This is a genomic window from Streptomyces pratensis (assembly GCF_016804005.1).
GTDB lineage: Bacteria > Actinomycetota > Actinomycetes > Streptomycetales > Streptomycetaceae > Streptomyces > Streptomyces pratensis_A.
The window spans coordinates 619,035-641,732 of record NZ_CP051486.1 but is presented as its reverse complement, the minus strand read 5'-3'; the positions used below and the strand labels follow the sequence as shown (position 1 = coordinate 641,732).

Below are 22,698 nucleotides of genomic sequence, written 5' to 3'. Positions count from 1 at the left end.
CATCCTGCCGCAGCGGACCGGGCTCCTCGCGGGAAGGGGCGCGACCGCCGGTCCGCGAGCCGGGAGGCTGTGCCGGACGTCACCCTTCCCCGCGTCGTGGTAACCCGCCAGTATTCGTGGACAGGCCTTCGTGGCCGTCATACAGCCGCCGAGTCGAGGGAGCCGCCCGATGTCCGACTTCGTACCCGGACTTGAAGGAGTCGTCGCGTTCGAGACGGAGATCGCCGAGCCCGACAAGGAAGGCGGCTCGCTCCGTTACCGCGGCGTCGACATCGAGGACCTCGTCGGCCATGTGTCGTTCGGCAACGTCTGGGGTCTGCTGGTGGACGGGGCGTTCAATCCCGGTCTGCCGCCCGCCGAGCCCTTCCCGATCCCCGTGCACTCAGGCGACATCCGCGTCGACGTGCAGTCCGCGCTCGCCATGCTCGCGCCGGTGTGGGGCCTGAAACCGCTGCTCGACATCGATGCCGAGCAGGCGCGCGACGACCTCGCGCGCGCGGCCGTGATGGCCCTGTCGTACGTGGCCCAGTCGGCCCGCGGCCAGGGGCTGCCGATGGTCCCGCAGAGCGAGATCGACAAGGCCGGGTCCGTCGTCGAGCGGTTCATGATCCGCTGGCGCGGTGAGCCCGACCCGAAGCACGTCAAGGCCGTCGACGCCTACTGGACTTCGGCCGCCGAACACGGGATGAACGCCTCGACGTTCACCGCCCGCGTCATCGCGTCGACGGGCGCGGACGTCTCGGCGGCACTGTCCGGGGCGGTGGGCGCGATGTCCGGCCCCCTGCACGGCGGGGCGCCGTCCCGGGTGCTCGGCATGATCGAGGAGATCGAGCGGACCGGCGACGCCCGGGCGTACGTGAAGCAGGCGCTGGACAAGGGCGAGCGCCTGATGGGATTCGGCCACCGCGTCTACCGCGCCGAGGACCCCCGGGCCCGCGTCCTGCGCCGCACGGCCCGCGAGCTGGCCGCCCCGCGCTTCGAGGTGGCGGAGGCACTGGAGAAGGCGGCGCTGGAGGAGCTCCACGCCCGCCGTCCGGACCGTGTCCTGGCCACGAACGTCGAGTTCTGGGCGGCGATCGTGCTGGACTTCGCCGAGGTCCCGGCACACATGTTCACGTCCATGTTCAGCTGCGCCCGCACGGCGGGCTGGTCGGCACACATCCTGGAGCAGAAGCGGACGGGCCGCCTGGTGCGCCCCTCCGCGACCTACATCGGCCCGGGCACGCGCGACCCACGCTCGATCGACGGGTTCGACCAGCTCGCGGACCTCAACAACTGACCTGGGGCCGCCCGGGCGCCGGACCGGGCACGCACCTCAGGTCGCGTCCCGCTCCGCCGCCTCGGCCGTGCGCCTGAGGCGGTCGAGGCGCCGGTCCCACTCGCCGGCGAGCACGGTCATCCACCGCGCCGTGGCGTCCAGCGCGGCGGGCCGCACCGCGTACCGCACCTCGCGTCCCGCCCTCCGGCCGGAGACGAGTCCGGCGGCGTCCAGGACGGTGAGGTGTTTGACCACCGCCTGACGCGAGACGGGCAGCGCTCCGGCGAGTGTCGTCGCGGTGGCCTCCCCCCGCGCCGCGAGCAGGTCGAGTATCCGGCGCCGCATCGGGTCGGCCAGCGCGCCGAGGACGCCGTCGACGTCCTCGGCGGGCTCGTGGTGCCCGTCCGTCACACCCGCTCCCCTTCGGCGCGCGTCCTGAGCGCTTCGAGCACCTGCGGCCAGCCGCCGGTGTTGTCCTCCACCGCCTTGGTGCGGAGTTCGTCGGACCCCGCCAGGGCCGCGAAACCGCTCTCCACGACGCGCAGGCGCGTCGACCCGCCCTCCGGCACCAGGGTGAACTCCACGAGAGTGCTGTTGCCCTCGCCCAGCCCCTCGCCGGGGAAGGCGCTGGCCCAGCGGTACGCCACGTACGTCAGCGGCTCGACCTTCTCCACGCGCACGGGGAAGTCGCCGTACTCGGCGTTCGTGATCACCGTCGTCTCGCCCTCCTCGGCCACGTGGCCGAGCGGGGTCGTCTCTTCGGCGACCCAGAATCCGGGCTGGGTCACCAGGGACCAGACCCGCTCCTGGGAAGCCGCGATCAGGGTTTCGCGTTCGATCCGGTCCTCGTTCACGGGAAGGCTCCTTCGCTCACGCCGATGAATTCAGTGCAACCCCAGGGTTGCACGGACACCGGCGAGGAGCAACCCACAGGTTGCGCTTTGTCAGCCCAGTGCCTCGTCCACGAGGGCCGCCCACTGCGCGACGACCCTCTCCCGCCGTGCCGTGTCATCGGTGAGGACGTTGGCGAGACCCAGGCCGCGGGCCATGTCGAGGAGGCCCTGGACCGTTTCGCGGACTCCGGGACGGTTCTCGTCGGCGCCGAGGAGTTCCACGGCGATCCGGTGGCTCTCACGGCCGACCCGGGCTTCGAGTTCGGTGACCCGGGGCCTCAGTTGGGCTTCGTTCGAGGCGGCGACCCAGAGCTGGAGGGCCGCGCGGAAGAGCGGTCCCGTGTAGAGGTCGACCAGGGCCGCGACGACCGCCGTACGGTCCTGGACGGGCAGGGCGCGCAGGGCGGCCGAGCGTTCCTCCGCGACGTACTCGACGGCGCCGGTGAACAGGTCCTCCCTGGTGGGGAAGTGGTGCTGGGCGGCGCCCCGCGAGACCCCGGCGTGTTCGGCGACGACGGAGACGGTGGAGCCTGCCCAGCCTCGTTCGGCGAGGCAGGCGACCGCCGACGCCAGGAGCCGCTGCCGGGTGGCGCGGCTCCTGTCCTGCTTCGGGGGCGTCACAGCACCCATGCGGGATCCCGTCGTTCCAGGAAGGCCGTCATCCCCTCCCGTGCCGCGTCGGAGGCGAAGAGCGCCGCGGAGCGGGCGATGAGGTCTTCGGCGTGACTGTCGAAACTCCGCAGCACAGTAGCCGTGACCAGCTCCTTCGATGCCGCCAGCCCCTGTGGTGACGCTCTGCGCAGTCCGTCCAGTACCGGTTCGAGCGCCTTGTCCGCATCATCGCCGGCGACGCTCACCAGACCGATGCGGACCGCTTCCGCCGCGTCGAAGCGTTCCCCGGTGAGGTAGTAACGGGCCGCGGCGCGCGGGTCCAGGCGGGGCAGCAGGGGCAGCGAGATCACGGCGGGGGCGAGGCCCAGGCGGGACTCGGTGAGGGCGTACGAGGACCCGGGGCCCGCCACGGAGATGTCGCACGCTCCGAGCAGCCCGAGGCCGCCGGCCCTGACGTGCCCGGTGACCCGGGCGACGACGGGCTTGGGCAGGGCGACGATCGTCCGCATCAGGGCGACGAACGCGGCCGGTTCGGGTGGGGCGGTCAGGTCGGCGCCGGCACAGAAGGTGCTGCCTGTGTGGGTGAGGACGACGGCCCGCACGGAGTCGTCGGCCGCGCATCCCGCCAGGGCCCCGGACAGCTCGCCGACCAGGCGCGCGGAGAGCGCGTTGCGGTTGGCGGGCGAGTCGAGGGTGAGCGTGGTGATGCCACGGTCGTGCGCGGGGGGTGCCAGGGTCATCGCTGCTTCTCCCGGTCGCGCAGCTCGCGCCGCAGGATCTTGCCGGACACCGCGCGCGGTACGGCGTCGATGAACTCGGCCTGTCTGACCTTCTTGTACGGGGAGACGCGCTCGGCGACGTAGGCGATGACGTCGTCCTCCGTGAGGTCCCCGGCGCCGGGCCCGCGGACCAGGTAGGCCTTGGGGACCTCGTTGCCGTCGGTGTCGTACACCCCGATGACCGCGGCGTCGGCGATCGAGGGGTGGGTCAGGAGGAGGGCCTCCAGGTCGGCGGGGGCGACCTGGTAGCCCTTGTACTTGATGAGTTCCTTGACCCGGTCGACGACGTACAGCCAGCCTTCGGTGTCCACGCGTCCGACGTCCCCGGTGTGCAGCCAGCCGTCGGGGTCGATCATCGCGTCGGTGGCGTCGGGGCGGCCGAGGTAGCCCTTCATCACCTGGGGGCCGCGGATGAGGATCTCGCCGTCCGTGCCGGTGCCGACGTCGATGCCGGGGTCGGTGAGCGAGACGATCCGCATCTCCGTGGCGGGCAGCAGCTTTCCGACGGTGCCCGGCGGCGGGTTCTCGGCGTCGAGGGGCACGACGTGGGTGCCGGGCGAGAGCTCCGTCATCCCGTAGGCCTGCCGTACGGCGGGCACGCCGAGACGGGCGGAGCAGGCTGCCGCGAGTCCGGCGTCCAGGGGAGCGGCGGCGCTGACGACGTACTCCAGCGACGAGAGGTCGTAGTCGCCGACGAGCGGGTGCTTGGCGAGGGCCAGGACGATGGGCGGGGCGACGTACAGGCCGGTGATGCGGTGGTCCTGGATAGTCCGGAGGAACTGTGCGAGGTCGAAACGTGGCAGCACCACGACCGTGGCGCCGTAGCGCAGCGGCCCGTTCATGAGGGCGGTCAGCCCGTAGATGTGGAAGAAGGGCAGCACCGCCAGGATCCGGTCGCGCTCGCCGAGAGGGACGAAGGGCCGCAGCTGCTCCAGGTTGGTGGCGATGGAGCGATGGGTGAGCATGACGCCCTTGGGGGTGCCGGTGGTACCGGAGGAGTACGGGAGTACGGCGATGTCCTCCGCCGGGTCGAACGCGACGTCGGGTTCCGGGGCGGTCGAGCCGAGCATGTCGAGTACGGAGGTGTGGCCCTCGGCCTGGTCGCAGACGTAGATCTCCTCGATGCCGCCGGCCAGTTCGGCCGCCCTGCGGGCGACGTCGAGGAGCGGGGACACCGTGACGATCCAGCGGGCGTCGGAGTCCTTGAGCTGTTTGGCGAACTCCTCCGGGGTGGCGAGCGGGTGGATGGTGGTGACGGTGGCGCCGGCCCGGGTCGCCCCGTAGAAGACGGCCGGGTAGGCGATGGTGTTGGGGCTGTGCAGGGCGAGGACGTCACCCTTGCGCAGACCCGCCGCGGCGAGGTGGGCGGCGACGCGGCGGTGGAAGGAGTCGAGCTGGCCGTAGGTGACGGTCATCCCGTTGGTGCCGTCGATCAGCGCGGGTGTGTCACCGAAGTCCGCGGCGTTGCCGAGGACCGCTTCGTGGATGGGTGTTTCGAGGGGCTGGACGTCTGCGTACTCGCTGTGGAACACCATGGCGGTCCCCTTCGACGCGGGTGGAGAGCCAGAATCGCCCCTGCCGGGGCGGATGGGGAGACCTGTGACGTCGCCGAGGCGTCAGTACGACTTCGGGAGGCCCAGGGTCTGGTGGGAGACGTAGTTCAGGATCATTTCCCGGCTGACGGGCGCGATACGGGAGACACGCGCGGCCGTGATCAGTGAGGCGAGCCCGTACTCGCGGGTCAGCCCGTTCCCGCCGAGGGTGTGGACCGCCTGGTCGACGGCCCTGACGCAGGCTTCGGCGGCGGCGTACTTCGCCATGTTGGCGGCCTCTCCCGCGCCGATGTCGTCGCCGTCGTCGTAGAGCTTCGCGGCCTTCTGCATCATCAGCCGGGAGAGTTCCAGCTCGATGTGCGCCTGGGCGAGCGGATGGGCGATGGCCTGGTGGGCGCCGATGGCCGCGCCCTTCCAGACGGTGCGGGTCCTCGCGTAGTCCACGGCCCGTTCGAGGGCGTATCGGCCCATGCCGATGGAGAAGGCGGCGCCCATGATGCGCTCCGGGTTCAGTCCGGCGAAGAGCTGGAGCAGTCCGGTGTCCGCCTCCTCACCGACGAGCGCGTCCGCAGGCAGCCGTACGTCGTCGAGGACCAGCTCGAACTGCTTCTCGGCGGCCTGCAGTTCCATTTCGATGTGACTGCGTGTGAAGCCGGGGGTCTCGCGCGGGACGATGAAGAGGCAGGGCTTGAGGCTGCCGGACCTGGCGTCCTCGGTGCGGCCGACGATCAGTGTGGCGTCGGAGATGTCGACGCCGGAGATGAAGACCTTGCGGCCGCTGAGGATCCAGCCTCCCTCACCGTCGCGGCGTGCCGTGGTGGTGATGCGGTGCGAGTTGGAACCGGCGTCGGGCTCGGTGATGCCGAACGACATGGTCAGGGAACCGTCGGAGAGGCCGGGGAGCCAGGCCCGCTTCTGGGCCTCGGTGCCGAAGCGGGCGATGACGGTGCCGCAGATCGCCGGGGAGACGACCATCATGAGGAGCGGGCTGCCGGCGGCTCCCAGCTCCTCCAGGACGATGGAGAGCTCGGCCATGCCGCCTCCCCCGCCGCCGTACTCCTCGGGGAGGTTGACGCCGAGGTAGCCGAGCTTGCCCGCCTCCGACCACAGTTCGCGGGGGTGCTCCCCCTTACGGGCCAGGCCGGTGCTGTAGTCCCGGCCGAAGCGCTTCCCGAGGGCGGCGACGGCGGCGCGGAGGGCCTTCTGCTCTTCGGTTTCGAGGACGGTGCTCATGAGGTCGTCTCCTCCTGGTGCGCGGGTGCGGATGCGTGCGCCGGTGCGGCAGCCGGCGCCGCGGCGGATGCGTGCGCCGCGGCGGATGCGTGCGCCGGTGCGGCAACGGGCGCCGCGGCGGATGCGTCCTGTACGACGGCGAGCAGAGCGCCGACCTCGACCTGGAGTCCGGGGGCGGCGTGGAGCGCGGTGAGGGTGCCGGAGGCGGGGGCGAGGATGCGGTGTTCCATCTTCATCGCCTCCAGCCAGATGAGCGGCTGCCCGGCCTCGACGGCCGCGCCCGGGGCGAGTCCGTCGGCGAGTCGGACGACGGTGCCGGGCATGGGGGCCAGCAGGGACCCGGGTTCGGTGCGTTCGGCGGGGTCGGTGAAGCGGGGCAGGGCGGTGAAGGTGTACGCGCCCGCGGCCGTGTCCACGTGGACCCGGTCGCCGTCGGCCGTGACGCCGAAGTGCCGCGTGACACCTCCGGTTTCGAGGACGACCGCGCCGGGCCGGGCGGTGAGGACGCGCTCGCCGGTCTCGGGGGCGGGGGTGCCGTCGCGGCCCGTGCGGTAGGCGATCTCGTGCTCGGTGCCGCCGGGCTCGGCGCGGTAGCGCTTGATCTGCGGCTGCGAGGCGAGGTTGCGCCAGGCGCCGAAGCGGGCGGGGCCCGATCCGCTCACGGCCGGAGCGGCACCCGCGGCCGAGGCGGTGCCTGCGGCCGAGGCGAGCGCGGCGGCGGTCGCGGCGAGACGGCGGGCGGCGTCCTCGCCCGGGGTCCCGGTCGCCGTCAGGGCGGCCAGGTGCCGGTCGTAGAAGCCGGTGTCGACGGCTCCCGCCGTGAAGTCCGGGTGGCGCAGGGAGCGTACGAGGAGCTCGCGGTTGGTGACCGGGCCGTGGATGCGGGCGCGTTCGAGGGCGCGGGCGAGGAGCCGGACGGCTTCTGTACGGGTGGGGGCGTGGGCGATGACCTTGGCGAGCATCGGGTCGTAGTGCACGCCGATGGTGTCGCCGCCGGTGTATCCGGTGTCGAGACGGACGCCGGGTTCGTCGGGCACATCGAGCGTGAGCAGTGCTCCGGTCTGCGGCTGCCAGTCACGCGCCGGGTCCTCGGCGTACAGCCGGGCCTCGACGGCGTGTCCGGACGGCTCCGGGGGCACGGCGGCGGGCAGGGGCCCGCCCTCCGCGATCCGCAGCTGGAGAGCGACGAGGTCGAGGCCGAACACCGCCTCCGTGACGGGGTGTTCGACCTGGAGCCGGGTGTTCATCTCCAGGAAGTACGGGCGCCCTTCGACAGACACGAGGAACTCGACGGTCCCCGCTCCCCGGTAGCCCACCGCCTGCGACGCGGCGACCGCCGCGTCGTGGAGCCGCCCGCGCAGCGCCTCGTCGAGGCCCGGCGCGGGGGCCTCCTCGATGACCTTCTGGTGGCGCCGCTGGAGGGAGCAGTCGCGGGTGCCGAGCGCCCAGACCGTGCCGTGGCCGTCCGCCATGATCTGGACCTCGACGTGCCGGCCCCGCTCGACGTACGGCTCGGCGAAGACCTCGCCGTCCCCGAAGGCGCTCGCCGCCTCGGCGGACGCGGCGGTCAGCTCCTGGGGCAGCGCGGCCAGGTCCCGCACGATCCGCATCCCGCGTCCGCCGCCGCCCGCCGCCGCCTTCAGCAGCAGGGGCAGGTCGGAGACGGTGGCGCTCCCCGGTTCGACGGGGGCCAGGAGCGGCACGCCCGCGGCGGCCATCAGTTCCTTGGCCCTGGTCTTGGACGCCATCAGCTCGACGGCCTTGACCGGCGGTCCGACCCAGACGAGGCCCGCGTCCTGCACGGCGCGGGCGAACCCGGCGTTCTCCGAGAGGAAGCCGTACCCGGGGTGCACGGCGTCGGCGCCGGCCGCGAGCGCGGCGGCGACGACGAGGTCGCCGCGCAGATACGTCTCGGCCGGCGCGGCACCCGGCAGGCGCACGGCGGTGTCGGCCTCCCGTACGTGCAGGGCGCCGGCGTCCGCGTCGGAGTACACGGCGACGGTGGAGATGCCCAGCTCACGGCAGGTGCGGAAGATCCGGCAGGCGATCTCGCCCCGGTTGGCGACAAGTAGTGCGGTGATCATCCGATTCCTCACATCCGGAAGACGCCGAAGCCGCGCGCGCCTTCGACCGGGGCCGTATGGATCGCGGACAGGCACATCCCGAGGACGGTCCTGGTGTCGCGCGGGTCGATGACCCCGTCGTCGTACAGCCGCCCCGAGAGGAACATCGGGAGCGACTCGGACTCGATCTGCTGCTCCACCATGGCGCGCAGACCGGCGTCGGCCTCGTCGTCGTAGGGCAGCCCCTTCGCGGCGGAGGAGGCGCGGGCGACGATCGAGAGGACGCCCGCGAGCTGCTGGGGACCCATGACCGCGGACTTGCTGCTGGGCCAGGCGAAGAGGAAGCGGGGGTCGTAGGCCCGGCCGCACATGCCGTAGTGGCCGGCTCCGTAGGAGGCGCCCATCAGCACGGACAGGTGCGGGACCCGGCTGTTCGACACCGCGTTGATCATCATCGCGCCGTGCTTGATGATGCCGCCCTGTTCGTACTCCTTGCCGACCATGTATCCGGTGGTGTTGTGCAGGAAGAGGAGCGGGATGTCGCGCTGGTTGGCGAGCTGGATGAACTGCGCGGCCTTCTGCGACTCCTCGCTGAACAGCACGCCCTGGGCGTTGGCGAGGATGCCGACGGGGTAGCCGTGCAGGCGCGCCCAGCCAGTGACGAGGCTCGTCCCGTAGAGCGGCTTGAAGGTGTCGAAGTCCGAGCCGTCGACGAGGCGGGCGATGACCTCGCGCGGGTCGAAGGGGATCTTGAGGTCGCCGGGGACGATCCCGATCAGCTCGTCCTCGTCGTACTTCGGCGGCTCGGCGGGCCCGGGATCGGGGTGTGCCTTGCGCCAGTTGAGCCGGGCGACGATCCTGCGGGCCTGGCGCAGCGCGTCGTGCTCGTCGACGGCGTAGTGGTCGGCGAGGCCGGAGGTCCGTGCGTGCATCTCGGCGCCGCCGAGCGACTCGTCGTCGCTCTCCTCGCCGGTGGCCATCTTCACGAGGGGCGGGCCGCCGAGGAAGACCTTGGACCGCTCCTTGATCATGACGGTGTGGTCGGACATGCCGGGGACGTACGCTCCGCCGGCCGTGGAGTTGCCGAACACCACGGCGACGGTGGGGATCCCGGCGGCGGACAGCCTGGTGAGGTCGCGGAACAGGGCTCCGCCGGGGATGAAGATCTCCTTCTGCGAGGGCAGGTCCGCGCCTCCGGACTCCACCAGGGAGACGCAGGGCAGCCGGTTGGCGAAGGCGATCTCGTTGGCGCGCAGGGCCTTCTTCAGGGTCCAGGGGTTGGAGGCACCGCCGCGCACGGTCGGATCGTTGGCCGTGATCAGGCACTCCACACCGGACACGATCCCGATCCCCGTGACGAGCGAGGCTCCGACGGCGTAGTCGCTGCCCCAGGCGGCGAGCGGGGAGAGCTCCAGGAAGGGGGTGTCCGGGTCGACGAGCAGCTCGATCCGTTCGCGGGCGAGGAGCTTGCCGCGCCCACGGTGGCGGGCAACGTACTTCTCGCCGCCGCCCGCCAGGGCCTTGGCGTGCTCGGTCTCCAGCTCGGCGAGCTTCGCGAGCATGGCCTCGCGGTGGGCGGCGTATTCGGGCCCCGCGGTGTCGAGCGCTGTGGGCAGGACGGTCATGCGTTCACCTCCGGTTCGTCGAGCAGCTGCACGGGGACGGCGACGTGCCGGGACCGCAGCCACTCCCCCACCGCCTTGGCCTGCGGATCGAAGCGGGCCTGCGCGGCGACGCCCTCGCCGAGCAGGCCGTGGACGACGAAGTTGAGGGCGCGCAGCCGGGGCAGGACATGGCGTACGACGGTGAGCCCGGCCGTCTCCGGGAGCAGCTCCTGGAAGCGGGCCACGGTCAGTTCGTGGGCCAGCCAGCGCCAGGCGTCCTCCGTGCGGACCCACACCCCGACATTGGCGTCCCCGCCCTTGTCACCGCTGCGGGCTCCGGCCACGTGCCCGAGGGGTACGGTGCGGGTGGGCCCGGCGGGCAGCGGTTCCGGCAGGCCTGGTTCCGCCACCTCGCGGATCTCCCGGTACGGACCGGCCGTCGGGACGCTCTCCCTGGTCCCGTCGGGCAGCACGGCGACGTGCTCGACCTCGCCCACCGGTACGTAGGCGGCTTCGAACACCCCGTACGGCGCGCCCTTCCCGGGCGGGGCCGTCACATGGAAGCCCGGGTAGCTGCCGAGCGCCAGCTCGACGGCCGCCCCGGACACGGCACGGCCGACGGCCTCCGGGTCCGGATCGCGGACGACGAGCCGGAGCAGGGCGCTCGCGGTCTCCTCGGTGCCGGCGTCGGCCCGGTCGGTGCGGGCGAGCTCCCACCGCACCTCGGCGGGCTTCGAGCCGGCACGGTCGAGGGCATCCTCGAACTGGGCCCGTACGAGACGGGACTTGGCGTCGATGTCGAGTCCGGTCAGTACGAAGACGACCTCGTTGCGCCACCCGCCGAGCCGGTTGAGCCCGACCTTCAGCGTGGGGGGCGGCGCCTCGCCGCGTACGCCGCTGATCCGTACCCGGTCCCGGCCCTCCTGTGTCAGCCGGACGGTGTCGAGCCGGGCCGTGACGTCGGGTCCGGCGTAACGGGCGCCACCCGTCTCGTACAGCAGTTGGGCGGTGACGGTGCCGATGTCGACGACGCCACCCGTGCCGTCGTGCTTGGTGATGACGCTGCTTCCGTCCTCGTGGATCTCCGCGAGGGGGAAGCCGGGCCGGCGGACGTCGTGCTCGCCGAAGAAGGCGTAGTTCCCGCCGGTGGCCTGGGTCCCGCACTCCAGGACGTGCCCGGCGACGACTGCCCCGGCGAGGGCGTCGTGGGCGTCCGGGCCCCAGCCGAAGTGTGCGGCGGCGGGCCCGGTGACGAGGGCGGCGTCGGTGACCCGACCGGTGACGACGATGTCGGCCCCGGCGCGCAGACAGGCGGCGATGCCCCCGCCGCCGAGATAGGTGTTGGCGGTGAGGCAGCCGTCGGGCAAGGGCCGGCCGTCGCCCTCGACGTGCGCGACGCGCACGGGTACGCCGGTCCGGTCCGCCAGCTCCCGCACGGCGTCGGCGAGTCCGGCCGGATTCAGCCCGCCCGCGTTGGCGACGATCTTCACGCCCCGCTCGTGGGCGAGCCCGAGGTTCTCCTCCAGCTGCCGGAGGAAGGTCGAGGCGTATCCGCGCTTCGGGTCCTTGAGGCGGCTGCGGCCCAGGATCAGCATGGTGAGTTCGGCGAGGTAGTCCCCGGTGAGGACGTCCAGCGGGCCCTCGGTGAGCATGTCGCGTACGGCGTCGAAGCGGTCGCCGTAGAAGCCGGACGCGTTGCCGACGCGCAGCGGCCCGTTCACCGGCTGTCCTTCCGGGGGCGCCCCGGTCCGGCGGGTCCGGCGAAGGCCTGCGCGATGTCCAGCCACTGCCCGGCGTCGGCTCCCACCGCCTCGACGGCGAGGTCGTCCCGGTGGGCTCGCTGGGTGACGAGCAGGCAGAAGTCGAGGAGAGGCCCGGTGACCCGCTGGGCCGCGTCCTCGGGGCCGTACTCGGCCGTTCCGCCGTCCTCGGTGCGCAGTTCGACCCTGAACTGCTCGGCGGGCGGCTTCAGGCCGCGCGCGAAGTAGGCGTAGTCCCTGGCCCGTACGCCGATCCTGGCGACGTGCCGCAGCCGGGCGGTCGGCTTCCTGGTCACGCCGAGCGCGTCGGCGATGTCCTGGCCGTGTGCCCAGGTCTCCATGAGCCGCGCGGTCGCCATCGAGGCGACGCTCATGGGCGGGCCGTACCAGGGCAGTTTCGTCCCGGCCGGAGCCGCGCGGAGTGCCGCCCGGAGCCGGGCCCGGCCCTCCCGCCACTCCACGAGCAGCGCTTCGGGCGTCAGGGCGGTGACGGCTGCTTCGGCCGCCTCGTCGACGAAGGTCCCGGGGGCGGCCAGCGCCTTCTCGACCTCGGCGGAGAAGGCGTCCGGCTCGGTGGCGGCCACCAGTGCCACCTCGTCGGTCCAGTTGAGATGGGCGATCTGATGGGCGACGGTCCACCCCTCGGCGGGAGTCGGCGCGGCCCACTCATTCGCGTTCAACCCCGCTACGAGCAGGTCGAGTTCGTCGCCCTCCTCACGCATGTCGTCGAGCACGGCGGCGGTCACGGCCGATGCGTCGGGCACGGTGCGCTCCCCTCGGGGCGTGGCGGTGTGCCCCGGAGCATGCCAGCGCCCCACAAAACAAGCAAGCACGCTTGCATGATTTTCTAACGGGTGGCGGAACGGCTGGCTCGCGCGGATTCGGACGCCGCGCGACGCTGAGGGCGAAGTTCCACGACTCGGCCGAAGTCCTCCGCTGGACGTCGCCGGGCGGCTACAGCGAGGACCCGCTGCGGACTGGCGATGGGTGTACTACCTCAGGCCCTGCTGATGACCGGCCCGTGTGGCCCGTCCGCTCGACGGGCCACGGGGGCCGCCGCGCGGACGGCCCCGCCTCGCACGGCGCCGCCGGACCTGGGCGGGGAGGCGGGGGCGGGGCGGCATCCGGACGCGGGGGCGGGGACGTGCCGGCGAGGACGGCCCCGGCCGTTCCGCCGGGACGTTTCCGGCCGCCGGGCCGATGCCCTGGAGGCACGGGTCAGCCGCCGGAAAACGCCCTCTGGAAGACCCGGGACGCGGAGCCGTGGCACGGTCAGGGGTTCGGCATCCTCCTCGGAGCATCGAGCGTGTCCGGCACCTGGACCCGGCCGATGGACCCGCAGGGCATCTGGCGTGCGGGGCGGACACCCGGCGGGTGCCTGCCCTTCGACGGCTGAGCCGCTACTCCGCGCGGTCCCCCTCGGCCTGCGAGGGTTCGGTCCGGGGGACGTCGGGGTGGGTCTCGGGGGCCTGGCCGCGCACGGCCGGCTCGTCGCGCTCGCCCTCGGCCTGGGAGGGGGTGTGGGAGTACAGCCCGGCGTACTCGTCGGTCTCCTTGGGGGCTCCCATGCGCGGGCCTCCTTCCTTCGCTCCCCTCCATCGTGCTCCTCGCGCCCGCTCCCGGCACGGTGACACCGCGCCGGGAGTTCCCGCATCCGCGCAGTAGCCTCGTCACTACCCCTTCGACGCCGCCTCGGCCATCCTCGCCGTGGTGCTGGCGCCGTCCAGCGCCTCGCGGACGATGTCGGCGTGGCCGCTGTGGTGGGCGATCTCCCGGAAGATGTGCCACAGGACGCGGCGGACGGTCCAGACGACCGGCTCCGGGGGCGACCAGGGGTACGAGGGCAGCGTCACCTCGCGGTCGAGGTCGGCCTCTTCTCGCACCGTACGGTCGAAGTCGGCCGCCGCCGCGTGGAAGGCCTCCAGCAGTCCGGCCACCGTCTCGGCGTCGGTCATCCGGTTGCCGTCGGGGTCGAGGTCCGCCCATCCGACCTCGGCGGGGGCGGTGCCCTCGACGACGTCGAGCCAGCTGCGCTGCACGAGTCCCAGGTGCTTGAGAAGTCCGCCGAGGGTCAGCTCGCTGACCGTCGTCCGGGCACGGGCCCCGGCGTCGTCGAGTTCCGCGACGGTGTAGAGGAAGTTGGTGCGCTGATCGGTCACGAGCGCGAGCAGATCGTCGCGTTCCGGCATGTGGTCCTCCAGGTCGGCCATCGCGACCACCCTAGGATCGGACGCCCCGCCGCGCAGCCGGAACGGACCGCTCCCCCCGACGCAACGCCTCAACGTTTCCGGGAGCCCCGCGTCTGGCTGCGCACCGCGCCCATGCTCGCCCCGATGACCAGGGCGATGGCCAGGGCGTCCGTCGTGGAGAGCGCCTGGTCGAGGATGAGGAAGCCCGCCGTGGCCGCGATGGCCGGTTCGAGGCTCATCAGGACCGCGAAGGTGGGCGCGGGCAGCCGGCGCAGGGCCATGAGTTCGAGGGTGTACGGAAGGACCGAGCTCAGCAGCGCCACCGCGATGCCCAGGCCCAGCGTGGAGGGGACCAGTAGTTTCGAGCCCGCTTCCATGATGCCCAGCGGCAGCGAGAGAACCGCCGCCACCACCATGGCCAGGGCCAGGCCGTCCGCCTGCGGGAAGCGCCGGCCGGTACGGGCGCTGAAGACGATGTACGCCGCCCACATGGCACCGGCGCCCAGGGCGTACGCCGCCCCGACCGGGTCGAGACGGTCGAAGCCCCCACCGCTGAGCAGGACCAGGCCGCCGAGCGCCAGTACCGCCCAGACGAGGTTGACCAGACGGCGGGACGCCACGACCGACAGGACCAGCGGGCCCAGCACCTCGAGCGTGACCGCGGCGCCCAGCGGGATGCGGTCGGCGGCCTGGTAGAAGAGCGTGTTCATGCCGCCCATGGCGATACCGAAGGCCACCACGGTGCCCCAATCCGCGCGCGAGTGGCCCCGCAGTTTCGGGCGGCAGATGACCAGCAGGACGAGCGCGGCGGCGGCGAGACGCAGTGTGACGACGCCGAACGCACCTGCACGCGGCATCAGCAGGACGGCGACCGCCGCGCCGAACTGGACGGAGAGCCCGCCCGCGACCACCAGCGCGACCGGGCCGAGCGCGGTTCGGCGGCCACCGGGGCCGCCCGGCCGGCCGGACTCGTCGAGCGCGGACACCGCCTCGGGTACGGCAACGGCAGCGGCCGGCTCGGCGGCAGCACGCGGGTCGTTCACCGGAGACCTCTCGTTCAGTCCATTGGAATGCACTAGGGAGTCTACGATACGGCACCGACCGAGGGCCGCTCCCCTGCTCACCGTAGAGACCTGCGCGTCTCCCGTGAAATGCCGATTGCGCTCCCGTTATGCTCCAGACGCATGAGCACTGGACAGGGCACAGGCAACGGCGGACGCGGTATCGAGGTCCGGCATCTGCGAGCCTTCCTCGCCATCGCGGACGAGGGCGGCGTGACCCGCGCCGCCACCCGGCTCGGCGTCACACAGCCCGTCGTCTCCCGTACGCTCGCCGCCCTCGAAAGGCACCTGGGTGTCCGGCTCGTCGACCGGTCCACCCACCACCTCGCCCTCACCGCCGAGGGCCTCGCCTTCCGCGACAAGGCCGCCACGGCGGTCGGCGCCTTCGACGAGGCCATCGATCCCGGCAGACTGCGCCACTGGCCGCTGCGGCTCGGGCACGCCTGGTCGGCGTTCGGCCCGTACACCACGCCGCTGCTGCGGACCTGGCAGCGGCGCCACCCCGAGACCCCACTGGAACTGCTGCGGATCGACGACCGTACGGCCGGCCTCACCCGTGGCGAGGTGGACGCGGCGCTGCTCCGCGGGCCCGTGGACACTCCGGGGCTCGTCACCGAGGTCCTGTTCACCGAGGAACGGGTGGCGGCCGTGGCCGCCGACGGCCCGCTCGCCGCCCGCACCTCGCTGTCCCTGGCCGACCTGACCGGAGGCGCGGTCGTCCTCAACACCGTCTCGGGTGCCACCACCCTCGGCCTGTGGCCCCTGGACGCACGCCCCGCCGCCACACTCACCGTCGCCAACACCGACGACTGGCTCACCGCCATCGCGGCAGGACGGGGCAGCGGGGTATCGGGCGCCTCCACCGCCCAGATGCATCCGCACGCCGGGGTCACCTACGTGCCGCTGGACGACGCCCCGCCGCTGCCGGTCCTGCTGGCCCGCCGGGACGGCCCAGGCCATCCCGCGTTCCCCCGACTGGCGGCGCTCGCACGGGAGATCGTGGCGCGCGAACAGCGCGAACCCCCCGGAAATTTCACCGGTTAGCGTGGAATGCGGCTGCACCGCAAGGGAGTTGGAGACTGTGTCGATCGGGTCGATGATCTCCAGGGGGCATCTCATGACGGACACCGGCGAAAGCACCATCACCGTGCACGGCACGGTCGCGGCGGGCTTCGAGAACGTGCGGGAGGAGTTCGCCGCCGTACTGGCCGCGGACCACACCGAACCGGGCGGGCAGCTCGCCGTGTACCACCACGGCCGGCCGGTGGTGGACCTGTGGGCCGGGGAGGGCATGGCCGGGGACTCGCTGCCCGCCGTGTACTCCTCGACCAAGGGCGCCGCCCATCTCGTCGTCGCCCTGCTCGTCCAGGACGGCGTCATCGATCCGGACCGTACCGTCGCGTCGTACTGGCCGGAGTTCGCCGCCGAGGGCAAGGGCGGACTGACGGCCCGTGAACTGATCTCGCACCGCGCCGGACTGATCTGGGCGGACGGCGGATTCACCGTCGAGGAGCTGGCCGACGACCGGGTCGTCGCCGGGCGGCTGGCGGGGCAGCGGCCCTACTGGACGCCCGGTACGGAGTACGGCTACCACGCGCTGGTGATCGGCGCCCTGACCGGCGAGGTGGTCCGGCGGGTCACCGGGCGGTCCATCCAGGAGATCTTCGAGGAGCGGGTGCGCGCCCCGTACGGACTCGACTTCCATCTGGGCCTGCCCGAGGAGCTCGAACCCCGCTACGTGCCCATCCGCCCCGGCGTCGCCACACCCGAGCAGGCCGCCGAGTCCGCGGCGAACCCGATCGACCTGGACAGCCTGATGGCGGTCGCGTTCGGCTTCGCGTCCGACCCGCCCCTCGACATGGTGGCTCTCGCCAACACCCGCGCGGTGCGCGCGCTCGGCCCGGCCTCCGTCGGCGGGGTGGGCTCGGCACGCGGGCTCGCGGGGATGTACGCGGCGGCGATCTCCGAGGTGGACGGCCGGGCACCCCTGCTCCAGCCGGGGACACTGGCCGAGATCGGCCGGGTGCGGTGGACGGGGACCGATGTGGTGACCGCCGAGGTCGACGCCTTCGCCTTCGGCTTCGAGGCTTCCCGGGCGCACTACCCGGCCCTGGGCGAGGGCGCCTTCGGTCACTCGGGAGCGGCCGGTTCACAGGCGTACGCCGACCCCGCCAACGGCGTGGCCTACGGCTACACCCGGCGCCGCTTCGCCCTGCCCGGCGGTGCGGCTCCGGAGAACGAGCGGCTGTCGGCGGCGGTCGGTGAGGCCGTCGCGAAGCTCTGAGGCGCCGTCCTCCTACGTGTCCAGCCCCTCCGCCAGCACCTCGGCGAGGTGCCGGGCGCGGCGGCCCGTCAGCTGGTCCAGCTGGGTGCGGCAGGAGAAGCCGTCGGCCAGGAGTTCCGTACCGGGCGCCGCCGCCCGCACGGCGGGCAGGAGCTGGTCCTCGGCGCAGGCCACCGATACGTCCCGGTGGCCCTTCTCGAAACCGAAGTTGCCGGCCAGCCCGCAGCAGCCTCCGCTCAGCTCGCCGGTCAGGCCAGCCCGTTCGCGGAGCCTGCGCTCGGCGGCGTCGCCGAACACCGCGTGCTGATGGCAGTGGGTCTGGCCGGCGACGCGCCGGTCCAGCCGGGGCGGTGTCCAGTCGGGGGCGTACTCCTCCAGGTACCGGGCCAGGGTGCGCACGGAGGCGGCGAGCGCCGCGGCGCGCGGGTCGCCGGGTAGGAGCTCCGGCAGGTCCGTGCGGAGGGTGGCGGCGCAACTCGGCTCCAGGACGACGACCGGGGCGCCGGGCGCCGCGCCCATCCGGTCCAGGGTGCGGCGCATGACCGCGCGGGCCGCGTCGAGCCGGCCCGTCGACACATAGGTGAGGCCGCAGCACACGCCGCGACCGGGCAGCACCGGCGTCCGGCCGGCCGCCTCCAGGACCCGGACCGCCGCACGGCCGGCCTCCGGGGAGAGGTGGTCGGTGAAGGTGTCCGGCCAGAGGACGACGACCGGTCCGGCCCCTGCCGTCCGGCGGTCGCGCGCCCAGGCCCGGAACGTCTGCCGCGCCAGGACCGGGAGCGTGCGGTGCGGGTCGATACCTCCGAGCCGTTTGACGAGGGCGGCGAGCGGTCCGATCCGCGCCAGGGCGTTCAGCGCGCCCGCGAAGGGGGCCGCCGCCCGCAGCCACCTGGGCAGGCCGCCCATGGCGTAGTGCGCGGCCGGGCGCAGTCTGCCCTTGTAGTGGTGGTGGAGGAACTCCGCCTTGTACGTGGCCATGTCGACGCCCGCCGGGCAATCGGTGCGGCACCCCTTGCAGGACAGGCACAGGTCGAGGGCGTCCAGCACCTCCGTGGACCGCCAGCCGTCCGTGACGACCTCACCGGCGAGCATCTCGTGGAGCAGCCGGGCGCGGCCACGGGTGGAGTGGGCCTCCTCGCCGGTCGCCCGGAACGAGGGGCACATCACGTCCGGACCGGCCTTCTCCGTACGGCACTTGGCGACGCCGACGCAGCGGCGTACGGCGGCCGAGAAGTCGCCGCCGTCGTGCGGGTAGCCGAAGGCGACGTCCACGGGGCGTCCGGGGAGCACGGCGAAGCGGAGGTTCTCGTCGAGCCGTGCGGGGCGGGCGAGGATGCCGGGGTTCAGGCCGCCGTCGGGGTCCCAGAGGTCCTTGAAGCGCGTGAACAGACGCACCATGTCGTCGCCGTACATCCGGGGCAGCAGCTCGGCCCTGGCCTGTCCGTCGCCGTGCTCGCCGCTCAGCGATCCGCCGTGCGCGACGACGAGGCCGGCCTGTTCCTCGGAGAAGCGGCGGAAGCGGGCGACGCCTTGTTCGGTCAGCAGGTCGAAGTCGATACGCACATGGATGCAGCCGTCGCCGAAGTGCCCGTACGGCGTTCCGCGCAGGCCGTGTTCGGTGAGCAGGGCCCGGAAGTCACGCAGATACGGTCCCAGGCGGGCGGGCGGTACGGCGCAGTCCTCCCAGCCCGGCCACGCCTCCGTGCCGTCGGGCATCCGGGTCGCCGTGCCGGCGGCGTCCTCGCGGATGCGCCACAGGGCCCGCATGGCGGCGGGGTCGGTGACGACGGTGCCGTCCAGGGCGTCGGCGGCGCGCAGGATCCGTTTCGCGTGTGCGCCGGCCTCGGCGGGGGTGGCGCCGCCCGTCTCCACGAACAGCCAGGCCGCGCCGCGTGGCAGTCCCGCCGGTTCGCGTACGAGGTCGGCGGCCATGCCCTCGACGGTGAGCGGGCCGTGGGGCAGGAGGCCGGGGGCGGCTTCGGCGGCGGCCGACTCGTCGGCGTAGCCGAGGACGGCGAGCGCGCGGGCGACCGGCACCTCGACGAGGCGGACGGTCGCCTCGGTGACCACGGCGAGTGTCCCCTCGCTGCCGCACAGGGCACGGGCGGGGTCGGGGCCGTGCTCGGGGAGCAGCGCGTCGAGGGCGTATCCGGAGATCCGGCGCGGGAGCTCGGGGAAGCCGGTGCGCAGGAGGGCGAGGTGGCCCGCGGCGAATTCATGGAGGCCCGGAGGCGCGTCGGGCAGGCCCCGGCCGATGTGCATGGCCTCGCCTCCGCCGTAGCGGATGACCCGGAGACTCCGGAGGTTGTCGGCGGTGGTGCCCCAGGCCACGGAGTGCGAGCCGCAGGAGTTGTTGCCGATCATGCCGCCGAGCGTGCAGCGGCTGTGGGTGGACGGGTCGGGGCCGAACGTCAGCCCGTGCGGGGCCGCCGCGGCGCGGAGGTCGTCCAGGACGACGCCGGGCTGGACGACGGCGGTGCGGGAGGCGGGGTCCAGCTCGAGGACGCGCCGCATGTGGCGGGTGAAGTCCAGGACGACTCCGGTGCCGGTGGCCTGGCCGGCGATGGAGGTGCCGCCGCCGCGGGGCACGACCGGGGTGGCGTGTTCCCGGCAGACGCGGAGCGTTTCCGCGACGTCCGCGGCGTCGCGGGGTGCCACGACGGCTTGGGGGACGCGGCGGTAGTTGGAGGCGTCCATGGTCGTGAGGGCGCGGGCGGTCGCGTCGGACTCCACGTCGCCGTGAACGGCCTGGGCCAGGTCTCGTACGAGGTCGGTGGCGGGCATGGGACCAGCATGCCGGTCCCGGGCCCGGGACCGGCCGACGGGCACGGGGCGCCCCGGTGTCGTTCGCGCGGACCGGATCCGCGCGACGGGCGGGGCCGGGCACGGATACCCGGGACGGGACCCGCGCGCGGATACCCGGGACGGAGACCGGAGCGGCCCTGGCACGGGTGCCCGAGCCGAAACCGACACGCGCGGGCACCAGTGGCGCCCGACGCACAGGAACGGACAGGAGAGGACAGGGGCCGGCGCGGAGGCCGGAGGGAGCGCCCGGTGCGTTGGCCCGGACTTGCACCCGGCGCGCGGGGCCAAGGCCTTGTACGCGGGGCGACGGGACCCGGCGCTCGGGTCGGGTGGCGCCGTGTGGCCCGCCGACGGCCGGCCCCGCGGTGGGATGCGGGGCCGGGGCTCGGGCTACTTGGCGCAGACCGCCTTGTCCGCCTCGACGCGCTGGATGTCGTCCGGCGCCTTCTTCGGGGCCGAGAGCGGGCTGCCCGCGGTCTTGAAGTCCGGTCCCAGCGTCAGCTTCATCGGATCCATCTCGCCCGCGTCCGTCGTCGTCGGCTTGAGGGCCGAGGCCGACAGGCCCATCATGTCGGCCAGCCGGCGTGCCTGGTCCGCCTGGTTGGGGGCGTAGACGAGCTGGGTCTTCTTCACGTCCTCCGGCGCGTTCGCCTGGTTCGTGGACTTCAGCACGCCCTGTTCGTTCTGCAGCCAGTCCAGCGCGTTCTGCGCGGAGCCCGCGGGTGCGCCGCCGTTGTAGACGTCGACCCGCACGTCCGCCGCGTCGGCCATCGTGCCCTTCAGCTTGGCGTCCGCCTCGGCCTTCGCCGCCGCCTTCTCCTGCTTCTCCACCGCGGTGAAGGAGACGTCCTCGCGCATCATCGAGAAGACCTGCGGGGCCTTGGACTCGTCGAGGATCACGGTGGCCTTGTCGTTCGGGTTGTCCAGCACCGGGACCGTGGTGAACGTGATGTTCTTGGGGTCGACCGACGCCAGCTCCATGCCCAGCTTGCGGAGCTGGTTTATGTCGGCGATCTTGTCGTCGACGGTGAGCGCGTTGGTGGCCGCCTCGGCGAGCGACCACATCTTCGTGGGGCTGGTCAGGGTGTCGTTGGACTTCAGCTTGCGCATCAGCGAGCCCAGGAACTGCTGCTGGATCTCGATGCGGCTCAAGTCGCTGCCGAAGCCGACGGAGTGCCGGGTACGCAGGAAGGCCAGGGCCTGTTCGCCCTGGAGGGTGTGCTCTCCCCTGGCCAGCTTGAGGTGCGAGTCCTTGTCGTCGATGTCCTTGGCCAGGCAGACGTCAACGCCTCCGACAGCGGTCGTCAGCGACTTGACCGCGTTGAAGTCGGCCACCATGAAGTGGTCGACCTCGATGCCGGTGAGCTCGGTGACGGTGCGCATGGTGCAGCTGGGGGTGCGCTCGGACTGTCCGAGGCTGGTGTTGAAGCGTCCGCCGGGTGTGGCGGGGATGTCCTTCTCCTCCCCGTTCTCCAGCTTTGTCGGGCAGACGGGGATGTCGGCTATCAGGTCACGCGGGATGCTGAGCGCGGTCGCGTTCGTGCGGTCCTTGGAGACGTGGAAGAGGATGTTGGTGTCGGCGTGGCCGACGCTCCCCGCGTCCCCGTAGCCCTCGTTGCCCTCACCGGTCCGCTTGTCGGTGCCGATCACCAGGACGTTGATCGCCCGGTCCTTGCTGAAGCCACCGGTGCCGGCCCCGTCGGTGGAGACGGCGGTGATGTTGCCGTTGAAGTGCTGGTACACGAGGTAGCCCGTGGTGCCGACGCCCACCATCAGGAAGGCGAGCACGCCGCCGGTCCAGACCAGGGCCTTCTTCTTGCCTGACTTCTTCGGCTTCGCCTTGCGGCGCCCGGCGACCGGTGCTGCCGCCCGGCCCCCAGGCTTCCGCGCCTCGTCCCGGTCCCCGCGTCCGCCGCCCGCGCCCCGGCGCCCGCCGCGCTGGCCGGGCACGGAGGCCCGGTCCCCCGGCTCCGCCGCTTCCGACTTCGGCTTCGTCCCGCGGCGCGGTCCGGGCGTTCTCACGCCCGACGTACCCGTCGGCGCGGATGATCGCCCTGAGGAGGGGGTCAGTCGCAGTTCGTAATCACCGGTGTCGGGGTTGAGTACCCATTGGTCTGCGGGGTCGATTCCCTCGTCCCGCCCACGGCCTTGCGCGTCCACGGTTGTCTGCGTCCTCCGTCGGGGCCACGCGGCGCCTCCCCCTTCAAGGCGCGCGGTGTGTCTTACGCCGGTGCCGACCTGGAAAGTCGACTGCACCGGAGCGCTCACCCTAGCTGGCCACCGGCCCACGGGCGACGATCGTGATAAATCAAGCATCACAGAGGGGTCATAACGTCACATTCACCGCTACTTGCCCACCCGACCCGCGACTTGCGGCGCGGGATGCCGGCCTCAGGACCCAGTCAGAGTCAGTTCAAGCCAGATTTGATACAGAAGTGGCCACAAGGAATCCCCAAACAAGTCGCCAATTCTCCTATAGTTGCCGTGACTTGATCAGGAACAATCAGCTCCAGTTGTGGTCCTTTCATCGTCACCACACCGGTACACCCCGATTGTCCCTTCCGTCACACCTGTCCTTTCCTCCGCACCGTCCGCCCCGAGGAC

At 72.7% G+C, this 22,698-nt stretch carries 18 protein-coding genes; 3 read left to right on the top strand and 15 right to left on the bottom strand.

The genetic code is table 11. From position 1 onward, the window contains the following. Positions 1 to 169 precede the first annotated feature (169 nt). Positions 170 to 1,279 carry a citrate synthase 2 gene (locus HED23_RS02810; protein ID WP_203181858.1) on the top strand — a complete coding sequence of 370 codons (1,110 nt, stop codon included), beginning with the start codon at positions 170 to 172 and terminating at the stop codon, positions 1,277 to 1,279. 36 nt (positions 1,280 to 1,315) lie between these two features. Here HED23_RS02810 and HED23_RS02805 read toward each other — a convergent pair whose 3' ends face one another. The 13 genes from HED23_RS02805 to HED23_RS02745 form a co-directional block, all read right to left on the bottom strand. Further along, the gene (locus HED23_RS02805) at positions 1,316 to 1,669 is read right to left on the bottom strand and encodes an ArsR/SmtB family transcription factor (RefSeq protein ID WP_274382992.1); all 354 of its coding nucleotides are present in this window, start codon (positions 1,667 to 1,669) and stop codon (positions 1,316 to 1,318) included. Then, the gene (locus HED23_RS02800; RefSeq protein WP_203181857.1) at positions 1,666 to 2,112 is read right to left on the bottom strand and encodes an SRPBCC domain-containing protein; all 447 of its coding nucleotides are present in this window, start codon (positions 2,110 to 2,112) and stop codon (positions 1,666 to 1,668) included. Before HED23_RS02800 ends, HED23_RS02805 begins: the two co-directional genes overlap by 4 nt. A gap of 90 nt (positions 2,113 to 2,202) precedes the next feature. After that, on the bottom strand, positions 2,203 to 2,781 hold the full coding sequence (locus tag HED23_RS02795; protein ID WP_203181856.1) for a TetR/AcrR family transcriptional regulator: 579 nt from the start codon (positions 2,779 to 2,781) through the stop codon (positions 2,203 to 2,205). Beyond that, on the bottom strand, positions 2,769 to 3,503 hold the full coding sequence (locus HED23_RS02790; protein ID WP_203181855.1) for an enoyl-CoA hydratase family protein: 735 nt from the start codon (positions 3,501 to 3,503) through the stop codon (positions 2,769 to 2,771). The genes HED23_RS02795 and HED23_RS02790 overlap by 13 nt, the downstream gene beginning before the upstream one ends. After that, the gene (locus HED23_RS02785) at positions 3,500 to 5,077 is read right to left on the bottom strand and encodes a 4-coumarate--CoA ligase family protein (RefSeq protein WP_203181854.1); all 1,578 of its coding nucleotides are present in this window, start codon (positions 5,075 to 5,077) and stop codon (positions 3,500 to 3,502) included. The genes HED23_RS02790 and HED23_RS02785 overlap by 4 nt, the downstream gene beginning before the upstream one ends. A gap of 81 nt (positions 5,078 to 5,158) precedes the next feature. After that, positions 5,159 to 6,328, bottom strand: a complete 1,170-nt coding sequence (locus tag HED23_RS02780) for an acyl-CoA dehydrogenase family protein (protein ID WP_203181853.1) — start codon at positions 6,326 to 6,328, stop codon at positions 5,159 to 5,161. After that, complete coding sequence (locus HED23_RS02775; protein ID WP_203181852.1) at positions 6,325 to 8,412, bottom strand: acetyl/propionyl/methylcrotonyl-CoA carboxylase subunit alpha; 2,088 nt, start codon at positions 8,410 to 8,412, stop codon at positions 6,325 to 6,327. The genes HED23_RS02780 and HED23_RS02775 overlap by 4 nt, the downstream gene beginning before the upstream one ends. A gap of 8 nt (positions 8,413 to 8,420) precedes the next feature. Then, complete coding sequence (locus tag HED23_RS02770; protein WP_203181851.1) at positions 8,421 to 10,016, bottom strand: acyl-CoA carboxylase subunit beta; 1,596 nt, start codon at positions 10,014 to 10,016, stop codon at positions 8,421 to 8,423. Continuing rightward, entirely contained in the window at positions 10,013 to 11,716 is a 1,704-nt protein-coding gene (locus tag HED23_RS02765) for an acyclic terpene utilization AtuA family protein (protein ID WP_203181850.1), read from the bottom strand. The genes HED23_RS02770 and HED23_RS02765 overlap by 4 nt, the downstream gene beginning before the upstream one ends. Then, the gene (locus tag HED23_RS02760; RefSeq protein WP_238441824.1) at positions 11,713 to 12,519 is read right to left on the bottom strand and encodes a TIGR03084 family metal-binding protein; all 807 of its coding nucleotides are present in this window, start codon (positions 12,517 to 12,519) and stop codon (positions 11,713 to 11,715) included. The genes HED23_RS02765 and HED23_RS02760 overlap by 4 nt, the downstream gene beginning before the upstream one ends. A 636-nt stretch (positions 12,520 to 13,155) precedes the next feature. Further along, positions 13,156 to 13,323: a hypothetical protein gene (locus tag HED23_RS02755; protein ID WP_203181849.1), complete on the bottom strand. Its 168-nt coding sequence runs from the start codon at positions 13,321 to 13,323 to the stop codon at positions 13,156 to 13,158. Between the two features lie 105 nt (positions 13,324 to 13,428). Beyond that, entirely contained in the window at positions 13,429 to 13,944 is a 516-nt protein-coding gene (locus HED23_RS02750; RefSeq protein WP_203187332.1) for a DUF664 domain-containing protein, read from the bottom strand. Between the two features lie 89 nt (positions 13,945 to 14,033). After that, complete coding sequence (locus HED23_RS02745) at positions 14,034 to 14,987, bottom strand: EamA family transporter (protein ID WP_203181848.1); 954 nt, start codon at positions 14,985 to 14,987, stop codon at positions 14,034 to 14,036. Between the two features lie 141 nt (positions 14,988 to 15,128). Here HED23_RS02745 and HED23_RS02740 point away from each other — a divergent pair, with 141 nt between their 5' ends. Both HED23_RS02740 and HED23_RS02735 read left to right on the top strand, forming a co-directional pair. Then, positions 15,129 to 16,049 carry a LysR family transcriptional regulator gene (locus HED23_RS02740; protein WP_203181847.1) on the top strand — a complete coding sequence of 307 codons (921 nt, stop codon included), beginning with the start codon at positions 15,129 to 15,131 and terminating at the stop codon, positions 16,047 to 16,049. Positions 16,050 to 16,122: 73 nt separating this feature from the next. Then, positions 16,123 to 17,289 (top strand): serine hydrolase domain-containing protein, encoded by a 1,167-nt coding sequence (locus HED23_RS02735; RefSeq protein WP_203181846.1) that lies wholly within the window; start codon positions 16,123 to 16,125, stop codon positions 17,287 to 17,289. 12 nt (positions 17,290 to 17,301) lie between these two features. On the opposite strand, the gene HED23_RS02730 is transcribed toward HED23_RS02735, so the two are convergent. Continuing rightward, positions 17,302 to 20,073, bottom strand: coding sequence for an FAD-binding and (Fe-S)-binding domain-containing protein (locus tag HED23_RS02730; RefSeq protein ID WP_203181845.1), 2,772 nt, complete (start codon positions 20,071 to 20,073; stop codon positions 17,302 to 17,304). A gap of 411 nt (positions 20,074 to 20,484) precedes the next feature. Continuing rightward, a complete protein-coding gene (locus HED23_RS02725; RefSeq protein WP_203181844.1) occupies positions 20,485 to 22,254 on the bottom strand; it encodes an LCP family protein in 1,770 nt (589 codons plus the stop codon). Positions 22,255 to 22,698 lie beyond the last annotated feature (444 nt).